This window comes from Streptomyces sp. NPDC102437 (assembly GCF_044765565.1).
Taxonomy (GTDB): domain Bacteria; phylum Actinomycetota; class Actinomycetes; order Streptomycetales; family Streptomycetaceae; genus Streptomyces.
On the sequence record NZ_JBIWKI010000002.1, the window covers coordinates 106,339 to 121,817 of the forward strand.

Below are 15,479 nucleotides of genomic sequence, written 5' to 3' on the forward strand. Positions count from 1 at the left end.
CCGGGCGGAGGCCGCCGGACGGTCCGGGCACGGCTGATGGAGCCTTCCCGAGGCGGGGACCGGCGGCAGGCCGCAGACCGTCACGTCGCGGCCACGCCCCCGGTCGCCCCGGTCACCCCTGCTGGCGTGACGGTCGCCGCAGCCACCCGGCCCACCGGTCGCGGCCGAACAGTGCGGCGCACCTGCCGGTGAAAGCCGCCCAGCGCTCCGATGCCGCCCAGATCACCCGAACGGCCGAGCGTGGTGCCACGATTGCCCGGATCCGGGTGAAGCGGTCGGCAGCTGCCCGCAGACCGGCTCGTACCGTCTCCACGTCCTCGGCAAGACCGGTGCTCGCCCGGGGCTCCCGGGCGTACAGCACCTGCTCCACCGCCCCGGCCACCCGGTGCACCGCCTTCGCCGCGTCGGGTTCGAGCCGGCCCAGCCGTACCACCCGGTCCGCCGCCTTGCGCGGGGTCCGGGAGTCGTCCGGCTCGATGCCATGGTCCCAGGCGGTGTCGGTGATCTCCTGCCAGGCCGCGAGCGTTCCGGCCGTCGCGTGCGACGGCGGAGGCGGCTCGATGCCCCGGCCCGTGGCGCCCTGCCTCGTCGGTGACACCGCGGACCTTCCGCTCACCGGCGTACGCCCGGCGGAGAGACCCAGCCTCCGCCTGCGTGCCCGCAGCCGCCAGAACATCGGCAGCAGGGGCAGTGCGAGGATCACCAGGGCGAGCAGGACCACACCGGCGACGGTGCTCGCCGGTGTCCCGGAGTCGGTCGGAGGCTTCACGCCCTGTGCCGCCGGGCTTCCGCACTCGCCCTGCTTGCGCATCTGCGCCGGGCAGCTGTCCGGGACGGACGGCGCGATCGAGGGAGCCGCCGCGGGGCCCTTCTCGGGCTGGGCCGGGGTGTCCGTGTCGCCCGTCGGGGCATCCGCCCGGGTGTACTGCGGCGTGGTGCCCCGCGTCGGCGTCGGCTCGAAACGGGTCCACCCGACGCCCTGGAAGTACAGCTCGGGCCAGGCATGCGCGTCGCGCAGCCCCACCGTGACCGAACCGTCCGACTGCTCGGTGCCGGGGGTGAAACCCACCGCGACCCGGGCCGGAATGCCCAGCGTCCGGGCCATCGCGGCCATCGCGAAGGAGAAGTGGACGCAGAAACCCTGCCTGTCCTTCAGGAACCGGCTGATCGCCGCGCTTCCCGTGCCCGAGTTCACCGAGGTGTTGTAGCTGAAGCCGCCCTCCGAGGCGAAGTAGTTCTGCAGCTTCACCGCCCGCTCGTAGTCGTTGGCGGCGCCCTTGGTCACCCGGTCCGCGGTCTCCTCGACCACCTTCGGCAGCGAGTCGGGAACGCGGGTGTACTCGCGCCGCAGAGCGGCCGGCGCGGGGCCCGCCCCGGCGAGCTGCTCGGCGGTCGGTTCGACCATCAGACTGGAGACCTGGTACTGCGCACCGCGGGTCGTCTCACCGCGGTCGCCCACGAGCGTCCGCCCCACCGGTTCGTACCGCCAGCGCCCGCTGATCGTGACCTCGGTCGCCGGGTAGGGGAGCGGCAGATAGGTCTGCTGGTACGAACGGGACGCGGAGATGTTCGACGTGATCTCGGTGACCGCCACATCGGGGCCGAGGCCCTCCGGCTGCGGGAGCCGCTCGGGGACGTCCTTCAGCCGACGCGTGGAGGGCCGCCACTCGCTCCCGTTGAACTGGTCCAGGGCCAGAATCCGCAGGTAGAAGTCCTGCGGGGCACCGGAATTGGTGCGGTAGGACATCACCTGCCGGTCCTCCGGCTGGTTCAGGTTGTCCTGCAACGAGACCAGCGGGTTCACCGCGGAGATCGTGCCGCCGCCACCCTTGCCGCCCCCGCCGCCGCCCGTGCTGAACAGCATTCCGCCCTCGAGCGCGGGCAGTGCCGCCGGGACGATCAGCGAGACGCCCAGCGCCAGCGCGCCGATGCGCCGTCCGGTACGGACCGGGGCCGTCGGACGGCTGCCCGAGAGCGCCGCACCGACCGCCGGACCTCCCGGGGACCTGCTGGCCGCGCCGGTGAAGACCCGCCCCCACTGGGAGAGCCGGTCCCGGCCCTCGGCCAGCAGGAGCAGCAGATAGCCACCGGCCGCCAGCAGGAACCAGAGCCAGTCGGCCCCGCCCCCGGACAGCCCGGCGGCCACCGAGTACAGCGCGAGGAGCGGCAGGCCGGCCGGGGCAGCGCTGCGGAACGTCACCGCGAGGGCGTCCACCGCCAGGCCGACCAGCAGCACACCGCCGATCAGTATCAGCCGGATGCCGTCCGTCACGGGAGCGGGGGCGGCATACCTGCTGACGTCCTCGGCGCCCGACGTCAGCAGATGCGCGAGCCGCTGGACGGCCTCCGGGCCGGGCAGCAGACCGGCCATCGCCTGCTGCCTGGCGAACACCACCGTCAGCAGGACCAGCGTGACCAGCGCCTGTGCCCCGAGGACCAGCACGCGGGGCACGGGCGCCCGGCGGACCAGCGCCCCCATCCCGCTCTGGACCGCCAGCAGGAACGCCGCCTGCAGGATCCACCCGGCCGGCTCCACCAGCGGCAGCATCGAGGCCGCCACCATCAGCGTCGCCGCAAAGGCGCACAGCGCCAGCCGACCACGACCGCTCATGACCATCCCCCGGAGAAACCCGTCGTGCCGTCGACGGCGGACTGCACCGCCACACCCTGGTGCCCCGCCTGCTGCCAGTACCGGGCGAGCCCGGTCCCGGGCGAAACCGCCACGGCCGTCCACCCCGACTCCCGCAGCAGCCGCAGCCGCCGCTCGGACGCCGCTTCCGCCCCGGCGGGCGGGATGTCGCCCTGTACCCAGTCCGTGCTGTCCAGCACGAACGCGACGGCGCCGCCGCTGCGCTGCCGCATCCGCGCGGCCACCGCGGCCTGCTCCTCGTCCAGATCACCGAAGAACGCGATCAGCAGCCCCTCGTTGCCGCCGCGCATCACGTCGTAAGCGCGCGACAGACCGCTGCCGTCGGAGTGGTCGACCACCGCCAGGGTGTCCATCATCAGACCCGCCGAGTCGGCGGACTCCTGCGTCGATCCGGCGAAACCGCCCATGCCCTCGCCCGGCACCGCGTTCCCGTCGTCGGTCAGCAGCCGGACGGCGAAGCCGCGCTCCAGCATGTGCACCAGCGCGGACGCGGCCCCGGACACCGCCCACTCGAAGGCGGAGTCCGGCCCCGCCCCCTGGTAGGCGATCCGCCGGGTGTCCAGCAGCACCGTGCACCTGGCCCGCTGCGGCTGCTCCTCGCGGCGCACCATCAGCTCGCCGTAGCGCGCCGTCGAGCGCCAGTGGACCCGGCGCAGATCGTCGCCGTGCCGGTAGCCGCGCGGAATCACGTCGTCGTCACCGGCCAGCGCCAGCGACCGCTGCCGCCCCTCGCCGTACCCCGCGGCCTCGCCGGCCAGCCGCACCGGTGGCAGCGGCTCGGTCCGCGGGATGACGACGAGGGTGTCGTACGCGCTGAACGAACGGGTCAGCTCGCACATCCCGAAGGGGTCGCTCAGCCGCAGCTGCAGCGGCCCGAGCGGATAGCGCCCGCGCAGATCCGACCGCACCCGGTAGGACACCTCGCGGCGGCCGCCCGCCTCCACCCGGTCCAGCACGAACCGAGGCCGCGGCCCGAGCACGTAGGGCACCCGGTCCTGAAGCATCAGCAGCCCGGTGGGCATCCGCGACACGTTCTCCATCCGCAGGTGGACCCGAGCCTCCGAGCCCGCCGGGACCCGGGACGGCGAGAGCCGCCGGGTGCCCGCGACCCGGTAGCGGGTGCGGACGAGCACCGCCACACAGACCAGCGGCAGCGCGGCGAGCAGCAGCCCGACCCGCAGCAGATCCGCCTGCCCGAGCACATAGGCGCAGACCGCCGCGGCGATACCGGCCGCCAGGAAGGACCGCCCACGCGTGGTCAGCCCGCTCAGAGCCGCCCGCAGACCGCCCTTCTCGCCGCCGTCGTCCGTCGCGGCCGGCCCCCCGGCGGCCATCACACCCGCCGTGCGCCGGGCTGCTGCCGGCCGTACGCCGCCCGGCCCGGCTGATGCTGCGGCTGCACCTGGGTGGCGCCGCCCGCGGTCGGAACCGGTGTCTGCTGGAGGATCTCCAGCACGACCTGCTCGGCGGTACGGCGGTTGAGCTGGGCCTGTGCCGTCGGCAGCAGCCGGTGTGCGAGCACCGCGACCGCCAGCGCCTGCACGTCGTCCGGCAGGCAGTAGTCCCGGCCGCTCAGCGCCGCGGAGGCCTTCGCCGCGCGCAGCAGGTGCAGGGTGGCCCGCGGCGAGGCGCCGAGGCGGAGATCGGGATGGCTCCGGGTGGCCGCGACGAGCTCCACCGCGTACCGCCGCACGGCGTCGGCCACATGGACCGTCCGCACCGCGTCGATCAGCTTCACGATGTCGTGGGCGTGCGCCACCGGCTGAAGGTCGTCGAGCGGCGGGAGGCCGCCGTGCACGTCGAGCATCCGCAGCTCGGCGTCCGCACTCGGATAGCCGATCGAGACCCGCGCCATGAACCGGTCGCGCTGGGCCTCGGGCAGCGGATAGGTGCCTTCCATCTCCACCGGGTTCTGCGTGGCCACCACCATGAACGGGTCCGGCAGCTCGTAGCTGTGCCCGTCGATGGTGACCTGGCGCTCCTCCATGGATTCCAGCAGCGCCGACTGGGTCTTCGGCGATGCACGGTTGATCTCGTCGCCGATCACGATCTGGGCGAAGATCGCACCCGGCTTGAATTCGAAGTCACGCCGCTGCTGGTCGAAGATGGACACACCGGTGATGTCCGAGGGCAGCAGGTCCGGTGTGAACTGAATGCGCCGCACCGAGCAGTCGATGGACCGTGCCAGCGCCTTGGCCAGCATCGTCTTGCCGACCCCGGGGACATCCTCGATGAGCAGATGCCCCTCCGCCAGCAGTACGGTCAGCGAAAGCCGTACGACCTCAGGCTTGCCCTCGATCACACTCTCCACCGACCTGCGCACCCGCTCCGCGGTCGTGGTCAGATCTGTGAGGCTCGCTCGATCGTCATAGGTCGTCACCCGGCCCTCCTCGGCCCTGCCCCACGCTCACCTGGAGCGGTGGGGTACCCCATTCACGGGCCGAAGCGCACGCAGCGATCCGGCCCACCCCGAAACAGGGACACCCCCTCGGACACGTCCGTCGGGATGTCACACGCGCATTCTTGTTGCCGTTACCGCTTCGTGTCACTCGCCTGTGGACAACTGGGGGCGAAATGCCGGTTTCGGTCGGGTTTTCGGTTCCTGGGAGGTGGCGTCCGGGACGTCAGGAGGCGGGAAGGATCTCCCGCAGCAGGCCGGTGGTCACATCGAAGACGAAGCCGCGGACGTCGTCGGTGTGCAGCAGGAACGGCGAGGTGCGCACGCGCTGCATCGACTGCCGTACGTCCTGGTCGGCGTCCTTGTACGCCTCGACCGCCCAGACCGGACGCTGGCCGACCTCCACCTCCAGCTCCTGGCGGAATTCCTCGGTGATCGATTCCAGGCCGCAGTTGGTGTGGTGGATCAGTATGACGCTGCGCGTGCCGAGGGCCCGCTGGCTGATGGTCAGCGAACGGATCACGTCGTCTGTGACCACGCCGCCCGCGTTGCGGATGGTGTGGCAGTCGCCGAGCGCCAGGCCGAGTGCGTCGTGCAGGTCGAGCCGGGCGTCCATGCAGGCGACCACGGCGACGCGCAGCACCGGCTTGGCGTCCATGCCCGGGTCTTCGAAGCCGGCGGCGTACCGGACGTTCGCCTCGACGAGGCGATCGGTGACGGTGTCCCCGGAACGGGCCTGGTCGGCATCGGTCGCGGAGGACCGGGCGGGGGAGTGCGCGGAAGTCGACATGGCTATGACGTTAGCTCCCGCCCCTGCTCCCGTCGTGCTGTGGGAAGGGACAAAGAACGTCAACGAGGCTTGTTGTGAGGTAACCCACAAGCTTCACAGCCGCTGCGTCGAGCGGGTGAACAGGGGGCCCGGCGACGCGCTGCCGGGTTGATTGATCGGGAATCGATCGAATGGCAGGGTGGACTAAAGTGACGGGAAGTTACCGACACCCTGCACATTCCGTAGATTTCCCCTGTGTGCGGCGTACGTACGGGCCCGGCCCTCTCCCGCTCGCGGTCGGCCGACGCCCCTTCCCCGGCGCCGGCCCGCCTCCCCTTCTGAGCGGGCGGGGACCAGGCCGTACGTGCGGCCATACGGGACCTGAGCCTGAGAGGGCGCATGAGCCAGACCCGACACGTCCCGGTGATGCTCCAGCGATGCCTGGACCTGTTGGCCCCGGCTCTGGAGGCGCCGGGCCCGCAGGCGCCCGTGGTCGTCGACTGCACCCTCGGCCTCGGCGGACACAGCGAGGCGCTGCTCTCCTCCTTCCCCTCCGCACGGCTGATCGGGCTGGACCGGGACAAGGAGGCGCTGCGGCTCTCCGGCGAGCGGCTCGCTTCGTACGGAGACCGGGCCACCCTGGTGCACGCCGTGTACGACGAGCTGCCCGAGGTGCTCGACCGGCTCGGCATCCCCAAGGTCCAGGGCGTCCTGTTCGACCTCGGCGTCTCCTCCATGCAGCTGGACGAGGCCGACCGCGGATTCGCGTACGCCCAGGACGCCCCGCTCGACATGCGGATGGACCAGACGAGCGGCATCAGCGCGGCCGAGGTGCTCAACACCTACCCGCCGGGCGAGCTGGTACGGATCCTGCGGGCGTACGGCGAGGAGAAGCAGGCCAAGCGGATCGTCTCCGCGATCGTGCGCGAGCGCGAGAAGGAGCCGTTCAGCAACAGCGCCCGGCTCGTCGAGCTGATCCGCGACTCGCTGCCCCAGGCGGCCAAGCGCACCGGCGGCAACCCCGCCAAGCGGACCTTCCAGGCGCTGCGCATCGAGGTCAACGGCGAGCTCAGCGTCCTGGAGCGGGCCATTCCGGCGGCCGTCCGGAGCCTCGCCGTCGGCGGCCGGATCGCCGTCCTCTCGTACCACTCGCTGGAGGACCGGCTGGTCAAGCAGGTGTTCGCGGCGGGCGCCGCCACCACGGCGCCGCCCGGCCTGCCGGTCGTCCCCGAGCGCTACCAGCCCCGGCTGAAGCTGCTGACCCGCGGCGCGGAGCTGCCCACCGAGGAGGAGGTCGCCGAGAACCGGCGGGCCGCACCCGCCCGGCTGCGCGGCGCCCAGCGGATCCGCGAGGAGGAACGATGAGAGCCCGGCGTCCGGGAACCCGGAAACCGGTGACATGCGGGGCGGCGGCGCGGTGAGCGGACCGGCCGGGCAGTTGAAAGGGCGTGCCGCGCGGCTCGCCCGGCTGATGCCGTCCGGGCCCAGCAAAGCGGCCCGTACACCCTTCGTGCTGCTGGTCGTGGTGCTGCTCGGCGGTGGCCTGATCACGCTCCTGGTGCTCAACTCGGCCCTCAACGAAGGGTCGTTCCGGCTGAGCGAGCTGAAGAAGCGGACCACGGAGCTCACCGACGAGGAACAGGCCCTCCAGCACGACGTCGACAACTACTCCAAGCCGGACGCCCTGGAGCGGCGCGCCCGCGAGCTGGGCATGGTGCCCGGCGGCGGCCCCGCCTTCCTGAACCCGGACGGCACGGTCCGCGGCGTACCCGCCGAGACCACCGCCGAGCCCGCCCCGCCGCCGGCCCCGAAGAGCAGTGCGCCGGCGGCGCCCCCCGCGACCGCGCCCCCCGCCGCGGGCACCCGGCCCCGGTCCACCGCCCCGGCCCCGCCCGCTGCGTCGGCATCGGCCACGCCTTCGGGCGCCGCCGCACGGCCCAGCACGACCCCGCCCGCCGGGACGCGTACCCCGGCAGACCAGCCCCCGACGAGCCCCGGCAGGTGACGCAGTGCCGCCCAAGGAACCACCGCGCCGCCGGGTGCCCGGCCCCGCACGCCCGCGCAGCGCCGCGGGCGGCCAGGGGCGCTCCCGCCCCGCCGCCCGCCGCTCCTCCCCGGCACCACGCCCCCGCGCGCCCCGCAACCGGAGCACGACCCCGCTGCGGCTCGGCAGCCCGCGCCCCCGGCTGCGCCTGGTCAGCCTCGCGCTGACGCTCGTCATGCTGGCGTTCGTCGTCCGGCTGCTCCAGGTCCAGGCAGTCGACGCCGCCGCGTACTCGGCCAAGGCCAAGGAGAACCGCTACCTCAGCTACACGATCTCCGCCGAGCGCGGCGAGATCACCGACCGCAGCGGGATCGCCCTGGCCACCAGCGTCGACGCGTACAACATCACCGCCGACCCCTCGATGTTCACGCCCGGGTTCAGCAAGGCCCCCGACGCGCCCCAGCAGGCGGCGGCGCTTCTCGCCCCGATCCTCGGCACCGACGCCACCGAGCTGACCCGGAAGCTGTCCCAGAAGGGCCGCTACGTCGTCCTGGCCCGCAGGCAGACCCCGCAGGTCTGGAACCAGATCAAGGACCTCAAGTCCGTCTTCGCGGAGAAGGCGGGCAAGGACCGGGCGAACGGCGGCCCCGGAGCCAATGTGCTGGCCGGCGTCTTCCAGGAGGCGACCACCAAGCGGGTCTACCCCAACGGGGGTCTCGCCGCCGGGATACTGGGTTACGTCAACGCCGACGGCAAGGGCGCGGGCGGCCTCGAATCGCAGCTGGACAAGGAGCTCGCGGGCGAGGACGGAAAGATCAAGTACGCCCAGGCAGGCGGCCGCCGGGTGCCCACCGCGGGCACCGAGGAGGTCCCAGCCGTCCCCGGCGCCGACATCGAGCTGACCATCGACCGGGACATCCAGTGGGCCGCCCAGCAGGCCATCACCGACCAGGTGAAGAAGTCCAGGGCCGACCGCGGCTACGTGGTCGTCCAGAACACCAGGACCGGTGAGGTCCTCGCCATGGCCAACGCCCCCGGCTTCGATCCCAACGACCTCTCGCAGGCCGACGCGGCGACGCTGGGCAACGCGGCCCTCCAGGACGTCTACGAGCCCGGCTCCACCAGCAAGGTCATGTCCATGGCCGCCGTGCTGGAGGAGGGCGTCGCCACCCCTGGCACCCACGTAACCGTCCCCAACCGGCTGCACCGCGGCGACCGGCTCTTCAAGGACGACATCGACCACCCCACCTGGTACCTGACGCTCAACGGCGTACTCGCCAAGTCCAGCAACATCGGCACCATCCTGGCCACCGGCGAACTGGGGAAGACGCAGGCCGAGGCCAACAAGGTCCTCTACTCCTACCTGCGCAAGTTCGGGATCGGCTCACCGACCGGTCTCGACTACCCGGGCGAGACCCCCGGCATCCTCGCCAGGCCCAAGGACTGGTCGACCTCGCAGCAGTACACGATCCCGTTCGGCCAGGGCCTCTCGCTCAACGCCATGCAGGCCGCCTCCATCTACTCGACGATCGCCAACGACGGGGTCCGCGTCGCACCCACCCTGGTGCGCGGCACCAAGGACGCCGACGGCCGCTTCCAGGCCGCCGCCCCGCCCGAGCGGACCAGGGTGGTCAGCGCGAAGACCGCCAAGACGCTCGCCACCATGCTGGAATCGGTGGTCGGCGACGAGGAGGGCACCGGCACGAAGGCCAAGATCCCGGGTTACCGGGTGGCGGGCAAGACCGGTACGGCCAACCGGGTCGATCCGGTGCGCGGCGGCTACCACGGCTACACCGCCTCCTTCGCGGGCTTCGCACCCGCCGACAACCCGCAGATCACCGTCTACTGCGCGATCCAGAACCCGACCAGGGGCAGCTACTTCGGCGGCCAGATCTGCGGACCGATCTACAAGCAGGTCATGGAGTTCGCACTCAAGACCCTCCAGACCCCACCGTCCGGCAGCAAGCCAGCCCGGCTGCCGGTGTCCTTCGATCCCGGCGAGTGAACTCGGGGAAACCATCCAGTGACAACCATCACGCCCGATCCCGGGAACCGGAACGGGAACTACCAGAACCACGGCCCCTCACTTCGCGAGAGGCCGGGTGCGCCCGGTACGCTCACCGCCGTGCCCCACGCTGATCAGTCCCAAACCACCCAGAAGGCCGCCCCTGTGAACTACCCGGGAGCGCCCCGTCCGGACCGGATCGGGCCGACCCCGCTCGGCGAACTGGCAGCCCGCCTGGAAGTCGAGCCGCCGGGACCCGGCGAGGTCACCGGCATCACCCACGACTCCCGGGCGGTACGTCCCGGCGACGTCTACGCGGCTCTGCCGGGCGCCCGCTTCCACGGCGCGGACTTCGCCGCCCAGGCGGCCGGTCTCGGCGCGGCGGCGATCCTCACCGACCCGGCGGGCGCCGAGCGCGCCGCCGCCACCGGACTTCCGGTGTTGGTCACCGAGGACCCACGCGGCCGGATGGGCGAGCTCGCCGCGGAGATCTACGGACGGCCCGGCGCCGGTCTCCTCCAGATCGGCATCACCGGGACGTCCGGCAAGACCACCACCGCCTACCTCGTCGAAGGCGGCTTCCGCGGCGCCGGGCGGGCCACCGGGCTCATCGGCACGGTGGAGATGCGGATCGGCGACGAGCGCATCAAGTCCGAGCGCACCACCCCCGAAGCCACCGATCTGCAGGCCCTGTTCGCCGTCATGCGCGAGCGCGGCGTCGACTCGGTGACCATGGAGGTCTCCAGCCACGCCCTGGTGCTCGGCCGGGTCGACGGCTGCGTCTTCGACGTCGCGGTCTTCAACAACCTCAGCCCGGAACACATGGAGTTCCACTCCGGGATGGAGGACTACTTCCAGGCCAAGGCACAGCTCTTCACCCCCGGCCGCAGCCGGCAGGGCGTCGTCAACTTCGACGACGAGTACGGCCGCAGGCTGATCACCGAGGCGTCCGTCCCGGTCGTCACCTTCTCCGCCGAGGGCCACCCGGACGCCGACTGGCGCGCCGAGGACGTCGAACTCGGGCCGTTCGGCTCCACGTTCACCGTCGTCGGCCCCAAGGACGAGCGGATCGCCGCCCGCGCCCCGCTGCCCGGCCCGTTCAACGTCGCCAACACCCTGGCCGCGATCGTCACGCTCGCCGTCGCGGGCATCGACCCGCAGGCCGCGGCCGACGGTGTCGCGACGGTCCCGGGCGTCCCCGGCCGGCTGGAGCGCGTCGACGCCGGACAGCCGTACCTCGCGGTCGTCGACTACGCGCACAAGACCGACGCCGTCGAATCCGTGCTGCGTTCCCTGCGGACGGTCACCGAGGGCAGGCTGCACATCGTCCTCGGCTGCGGCGGCGACCGCGACACGACCAAACGCGGCCCGATGGGCGCGGCGGCCGCCCGCCTCGCCGACACCGCCGTACTGACCTCAGACAACCCCCGTTCCGAGGACCCCCTCGGAATCCTCGCCGCCATGCTCGCGGGCGCCGCCGAGGTGCCCGTCCACGAGCGGGGCGACGTCCTGGTCGACGCCGACCGGGCCGCCGCCATCGCCGCCGCGGTGGCCCGCGCCCAGCCCGGTGACACCGTGCTGATCGCCGGCAAGGGCCACGAGCAGGGCCAGGACATCCATGGCGTGGTACGCCCCTTCGACGACCGCGTGGTCCTGCGCGCGGCCATCGAACAGTCCCTGGGGCACGAGCGCACCGAGAGCGCCGGCCACCGCGCCCACACCCACGAGAACAACAGTCAGGGATGACCAAGTGATCACCCTTTCCCTCGCCGAGATCGCCGAAATCGTCGGCGGGCAGTCCCACGACATACCCGATCCGGCAGCAACCGTCAGCGGGCCGGTCGTCATCGACTCCCGAGAGGTGGAGCAAGGCAGCCTGTTCGCCGCCTTCGCCGGTGAGCGGGTCGACGGCCACGACTATGCGCAGCGCGCCGTCGAGGCGGGCGCGGCAGCCGTGCTGGCCGCCCGCCCCGTCGGTGTTCCGGCGATCGTCGTCGACGACGTCGTGGCCGCGCTCGGCGCGCTCGCCCGAGCCGTCGTGGGCCGCCTCGGCACCACCGTCGTCGCCCTCACCGGCTCGGCCGGCAAGACCTCCACCAAGGACCTCATCGCCCAGCTGCTCGAACGCAAGGGGCCCACCGTCTACCCGGCGGGCAATCTGAACAACGAGATCGGCCTGCCGCTCACCGCGCTGCGCGCCACCGAGGAAACCCGCCACCTCGTCCTAGAAATGGGCGCACGCTACATCGGCGACATCCGCTACCTCACCGGCCTCGTCCCGCCCCGCGTCGGCCTCGTCCTCAACGTGGGCACCGCCCACATCGGCGAGTTCGGCGGCCGCGAGCAGATCGCCCAGGCCAAGGGCGAGATGGTCGAGTCGCTGCCCGAGGACGGCACCGCCGTACTCAACGCCGACGACCCGCTCGTACGCGCCATGTCCTCCCGCACGAAGGCCCGGGTGCTGCTCTTCGGCGAAGCCGCGGATGCGGACGTACGGGGCGAGAACGTCCGTCTCACCGACGACGGACGCCCCGCTTTCCGGCTCCACACACCCACCGGGTGCAGCGACGTGACCATGCGCCTGTACGGTGAGCACCACGTGTCGAACGCGCTCGCCGCGGCCGCCGTCGCCCATGAGTTGGGCCTGTCCGCAGACGAGATCGCCGAAGGGCTCTCCGAGGCGGGCACCCTCTCCCGCTGGCGCATGGAGGTCACCGAGCGTCCGGACGGCGTGACGTTCGTCAATGACGCCTACAACGCGAACCCCGAATCCATGAAAGCCGCGCTGCGCGCGCTGGCCGCCATGGGGAAGGGCCGGCGTACGTGGGCGGTGCTCGGCCAGATGGCCGAGCTCGGCGACGCCTCGCTCGCCGAGCACGACGCGGTCGGACGGCTCGCCGTCCGGCTCAACGTCAGCAAGCTCGTCGCGGTCGGGGGCAGAGAAGCCTCCTGGCTGCAACTGGGCGCATACAACGAGGGTTCGTGGGGTGAGGAGTCGGTGCACGTGTCCGACGCACAGGCCGCGGTCGACCTGTTGCGCAGTGAACTGCGCCCGGGAGACGTCGTGCTGGTGAAGGCGTCCCGGTCGGTCGGCCTGGAGCAGGTCGCCATGGCACTGCTGGAGAACGCGTCCGAGGGCGAGGTCGCCGGCCGATGAGGCAGATCCTCTTCGCGGGGGCCATCGGGCTCTTCCTGACGCTGGTCGGGACTCCGCTGCTGATCAAGCTGCTCGCCCGCAAGGGATACGGGCAGTTCATCCGGGACGACGGCCCGCGTACCCACGGGTCCAAGAAGGGCACGCCCACCATGGGCGGCATTGCCTTCATCCTGGCGACGATCATCGCGTACATCGCGGCGAAGCTGATCACCGGCGAGGAGATGCGATTCTCCGGCGTGCTGGTGCTCTTCCTGATGACGGGCATGGGCCTCGTCGGCTTCCTCGACGACTACATCAAGATCGTCAAGCAGCGTTCGCTGGGGCTGCGGGCCAAGGCGAAGATGGCGGGCCAGCTGATCGTGGGCATCGCCTTCGCGGTGCTCTCGCTCCAGTTCGCCGACGCCCGCGGCAACACCCCGGCCTCCGACAGGCTGTCGTTCGTCGCGGACTTCGGCTGGTCGATCGGCCCGGTGCTGTTCGTCGTCTGGGCGCTGTTCATGATCCTGGCCATGTCCAACGGCGTGAACCTGACGGACGGTCTGGACGGCCTGGCCACCGGCGCGTCGGTGATGGTCTTCGGCGCGTACACCTTCATCGGGCTGTGGCAGTTCCAGGAGTCCTGCGCCAACGCGGACACCCTGACCAATCCCAACGCCTGTTTCCAGGTACGTGACCCACTGGACCTCGCGGTCGTCGCCTCGGCGTTGATGGGCGCCTGCTTCGGCTTCCTGTGGTGGAACACGTCGCCCGCCAAGATCTTCATGGGCGACACCGGTTCGCTCGCCCTCGGCGGTGCCCTCGCCGGTCTGGCGATCTGCTCCCGCACCGAGTTCCTGATGGCCATCCTCGGCGGCCTCTTCGTGATGATCACCATGTCCGTGGTCATCCAGGTCGGTTCCTTCAAGATGACCGGCAAGCGAGTCTTCCGAATGGCGCCGCTCCAGCACCACTTCGAACTCAAGGGGTGGTCCGAAGTCCTTGTCGTGGTCCGCTTCTGGATCATCCAGGGCATGTGCGTGATCGTCGGACTCGGACTCTTCTACGCGGGATGGGCAGCCGACAAGTGAGCAACCAGGACTGGCAGGGCAAGCACGTCACCGTCGCGGGACTCGGAGTCTCCGGAATCCCGGCGGCCAAGGTGCTGCACGGCCTCGGGGCCGTCGTCACCGTGGTCAACGACGGGGACGACGAGCGTTCCCGCGCGCAGGCCGCGGAGCTGGAGGCGAAGGGCATCACCGTGCGCCTCGGCGACGGGGCCACCCTGCCCGAGTCCACCGAGCTCATCGTCACCACCCCGGGCTGGAAGCCCGACAAGCCGCTCTTCACCGCAGCCGCCGAGGCGGGCGTCCCCGTCTGGGGCGACGTCGAACTCGCCTGGCGGCTGCGGGGCCCCGGCGCGGCCCCCTGGCTCGCGGTCACCGGCACCAACGGCAAGACCACGACCGTGCGGATGCTCGCCTCGATCCTGGAGGCGGCCGGTCTGCGCACCGCGGCCGTCGGCAACATCGGCGTCTCCCTCCTGGACGCCGTCCTCGGCGACGAGGAGTACGACGTACTCGCCGTCGAGCTGTCCAGCTACCAGCTGCACTGGTCGCCCTCGCTGCGCGCCCACTCCGCCGCCGTCCTCAACCTGGCCCCGGACCACCTCGACTGGCACGGCTCCATGGCCGCGTACGTCGCGGACAAGGGCCGGATCTACGAGGGCAACCGCGTCGCCTGCGTCTACAACGCGGCCGACCCGGCGACCGAGGCCCTGGTCCGCGAGGCCGACGTGGAGGAGGGCTGCCGGGCCATCGGCTTCACTCTGAACACCCCGGGCCCATCCCAACTGGGCGTCGTCGACGGCATCCTCGTCGACCGCGCCTTCGTGGCGAACCGGCAGAAGCAGGCCCAGGAGCTCGCCGAGGTCAAGGACATCGACCCGCCCGCCCCGCACAACATCGCCAACGCCCTCGCGGCCGCGGCCCTGGCCCGCGCCTTCGGCGTCGAGCCCGCGGCCGTACGCGACGGACTGCGGGCCTTCCGCTCCGACCCGCACCGCATCGAGCACGTCGCGAACGTCGCGCAGGTCGCGTACGTCGACGACTCCAAGGCCACCAACACCCATGCCGCCGAAGCGTCCCTGGCGGCCTACGACCCGATCGTCTGGATCGCCGGGGGCCTGGCCAAGGGGGCCACCTTCGACGAGCTGGTGACCGGTGCCGCCGGGCGGTTGCGGGGCGTCGTGCTGATCGGCCGGGACCGGGAACTGATCCGGGAAGCCCTCACGCGACACGCCCCCGAAGTCCCGGTGGTCGACCTCGGCCGGACCGACACTGGGGCGATGTCGGAGGCGGTCCGCGAGGCGGCACGGCTCGCCCGGCCGGGAGACACCGTACTGATGGCCCCGGCCTGCGCTTCGATGGACATGTTCGTCAATTACAACAAGCGGGGCGAGGCGTTCGCGGACGCGGTCCGCGCACTCGCTGCCGAGAGCGCCTGACGGGCCCGGCCTCCGCGCACGAGCAGTGGAGGGG

General features: G+C 71.9%; 11 protein-coding genes. 7 read left to right on the forward strand and 4 right to left on the reverse strand.

The features are described from left to right. Nucleotides 1–112 precede the first annotated feature (112 nt). From ACIRJP_RS03805 to ACIRJP_RS03820, 4 genes are all read right to left on the reverse strand, one after another. On the reverse strand, nt 113–2,611 hold the full coding sequence (locus tag ACIRJP_RS03805) for a transglutaminaseTgpA domain-containing protein (protein ID WP_404167819.1): 2,499 nt from the start codon (nt 2,609–2,611) through the stop codon (nt 113–115). Continuing rightward, the gene (locus tag ACIRJP_RS03810) at nt 2,608–3,984 is read right to left on the reverse strand and encodes a DUF58 domain-containing protein (protein WP_404167821.1); all 1,377 of its coding nucleotides are present in this window, start codon (nt 3,982–3,984) and stop codon (nt 2,608–2,610) included. Before ACIRJP_RS03810 ends, ACIRJP_RS03805 begins: the two co-directional genes overlap by 4 nt. Further along, nucleotides 3,984–5,030 carry a MoxR family ATPase gene (locus ACIRJP_RS03815; protein ID WP_351257549.1) on the reverse strand — a complete coding sequence of 349 codons (1,047 nt, stop codon included), beginning with the start codon at nt 5,028–5,030 and terminating at the stop codon, nt 3,984–3,986. The genes ACIRJP_RS03810 and ACIRJP_RS03815 overlap by 1 nt, the downstream gene beginning before the upstream one ends. Before the next feature lie 244 nt (nt 5,031–5,274). Further along, the gene (locus ACIRJP_RS03820; protein ID WP_404167823.1) at nt 5,275–5,838 is read right to left on the reverse strand and encodes a beta-class carbonic anhydrase; all 564 of its coding nucleotides are present in this window, start codon (nt 5,836–5,838) and stop codon (nt 5,275–5,277) included. Nucleotides 5,839–6,216: 378 nt separating this feature from the next. Here ACIRJP_RS03820 and rsmH point away from each other — a divergent pair, with 378 nt between their 5' ends. From rsmH to murD, 7 genes are read left to right on the forward strand one after another with little or no spacing between them, the layout of a single operon-like run. Then, nucleotides 6,217–7,182: a 16S rRNA (cytosine(1402)-N(4))-methyltransferase RsmH gene (gene rsmH, locus ACIRJP_RS03825; RefSeq protein ID WP_404167825.1), complete on the forward strand. Its 966-nt coding sequence runs from the start codon at nt 6,217–6,219 to the stop codon at nt 7,180–7,182. A 52-nt stretch (nt 7,183–7,234) separates the two neighbouring features. Beyond that, nucleotides 7,235–7,822 carry a septum formation initiator family protein gene (locus tag ACIRJP_RS03830; RefSeq protein ID WP_404168201.1) on the forward strand — a complete coding sequence of 196 codons (588 nt, stop codon included), beginning with the start codon at nt 7,235–7,237 and terminating at the stop codon, nt 7,820–7,822. A gap of 4 nt (nt 7,823–7,826) precedes the next feature. Further along, nucleotides 7,827–9,806 (forward strand): penicillin-binding transpeptidase domain-containing protein, encoded by a 1,980-nt coding sequence (locus tag ACIRJP_RS03835; RefSeq protein WP_404167827.1) that lies wholly within the window; start codon nt 7,827–7,829, stop codon nt 9,804–9,806. An 18-nt stretch (nt 9,807–9,824) separates the two neighbouring features. Further along, nucleotides 9,825–11,552, forward strand: a complete 1,728-nt coding sequence (locus tag ACIRJP_RS03840) for a UDP-N-acetylmuramoyl-L-alanyl-D-glutamate--2,6-diaminopimelate ligase (protein ID WP_404167829.1) — start codon at nt 9,825–9,827, stop codon at nt 11,550–11,552. Between the two features lie 4 nt (nt 11,553–11,556). Beyond that, nucleotides 11,557–12,963 carry a UDP-N-acetylmuramoyl-tripeptide--D-alanyl-D-alanine ligase gene (murF, locus tag ACIRJP_RS03845; protein WP_404167831.1) on the forward strand — a complete coding sequence of 469 codons (1,407 nt, stop codon included), beginning with the start codon at nt 11,557–11,559 and terminating at the stop codon, nt 12,961–12,963. Further along, on the forward strand, nt 12,960–14,030 hold the full coding sequence (mraY, locus tag ACIRJP_RS03850; protein WP_404167833.1) for a phospho-N-acetylmuramoyl-pentapeptide-transferase: 1,071 nt from the start codon (nt 12,960–12,962) through the stop codon (nt 14,028–14,030). Before murF ends, mraY begins: the two co-directional genes overlap by 4 nt. Then, nucleotides 14,012–15,445, forward strand: coding sequence for a UDP-N-acetylmuramoyl-L-alanine--D-glutamate ligase (murD, locus tag ACIRJP_RS03855; RefSeq protein WP_404167835.1), 1,434 nt, complete (start codon nt 14,012–14,014; stop codon nt 15,443–15,445). The genes mraY and murD overlap by 19 nt, the downstream gene beginning before the upstream one ends. Nucleotides 15,446–15,479: the final 34 nt, after the last annotated feature.

What these genes read in the sequence shown, in the direction of transcription:
- ACIRJP_RS03805 (WP_404167819.1), bottom strand. Translation starts at nt 2,611, where the DNA reads ATGAGCGGTCGTGGTCGGCTGGCGCTGTGCGCCTTTGCGGCGACGCTG.
- ACIRJP_RS03810 (WP_404167821.1), bottom strand. Translation starts at nt 3,984, where the DNA reads ATGGCCGCCGGGGGGCCGGCCGCGACGGACGACGGCGGCGAGAAGGGC.
- ACIRJP_RS03820 (WP_404167823.1), bottom strand. Translation starts at nt 5,838, where the DNA reads ATGTCGACTTCCGCGCACTCCCCCGCCCGGTCCTCCGCGACCGATGCC.
- rsmH (WP_404167825.1), top strand. Translation starts at nt 6,217, where the DNA reads ATGAGCCAGACCCGACACGTCCCGGTGATGCTCCAGCGATGCCTGGAC.
- mraY (WP_404167833.1), top strand. Translation starts at nt 12,960, where the DNA reads ATGAGGCAGATCCTCTTCGCGGGGGCCATCGGGCTCTTCCTGACGCTG.
- murD (WP_404167835.1), top strand. Translation starts at nt 14,012, where the DNA reads ATGGGCAGCCGACAAGTGAGCAACCAGGACTGGCAGGGCAAGCACGTC.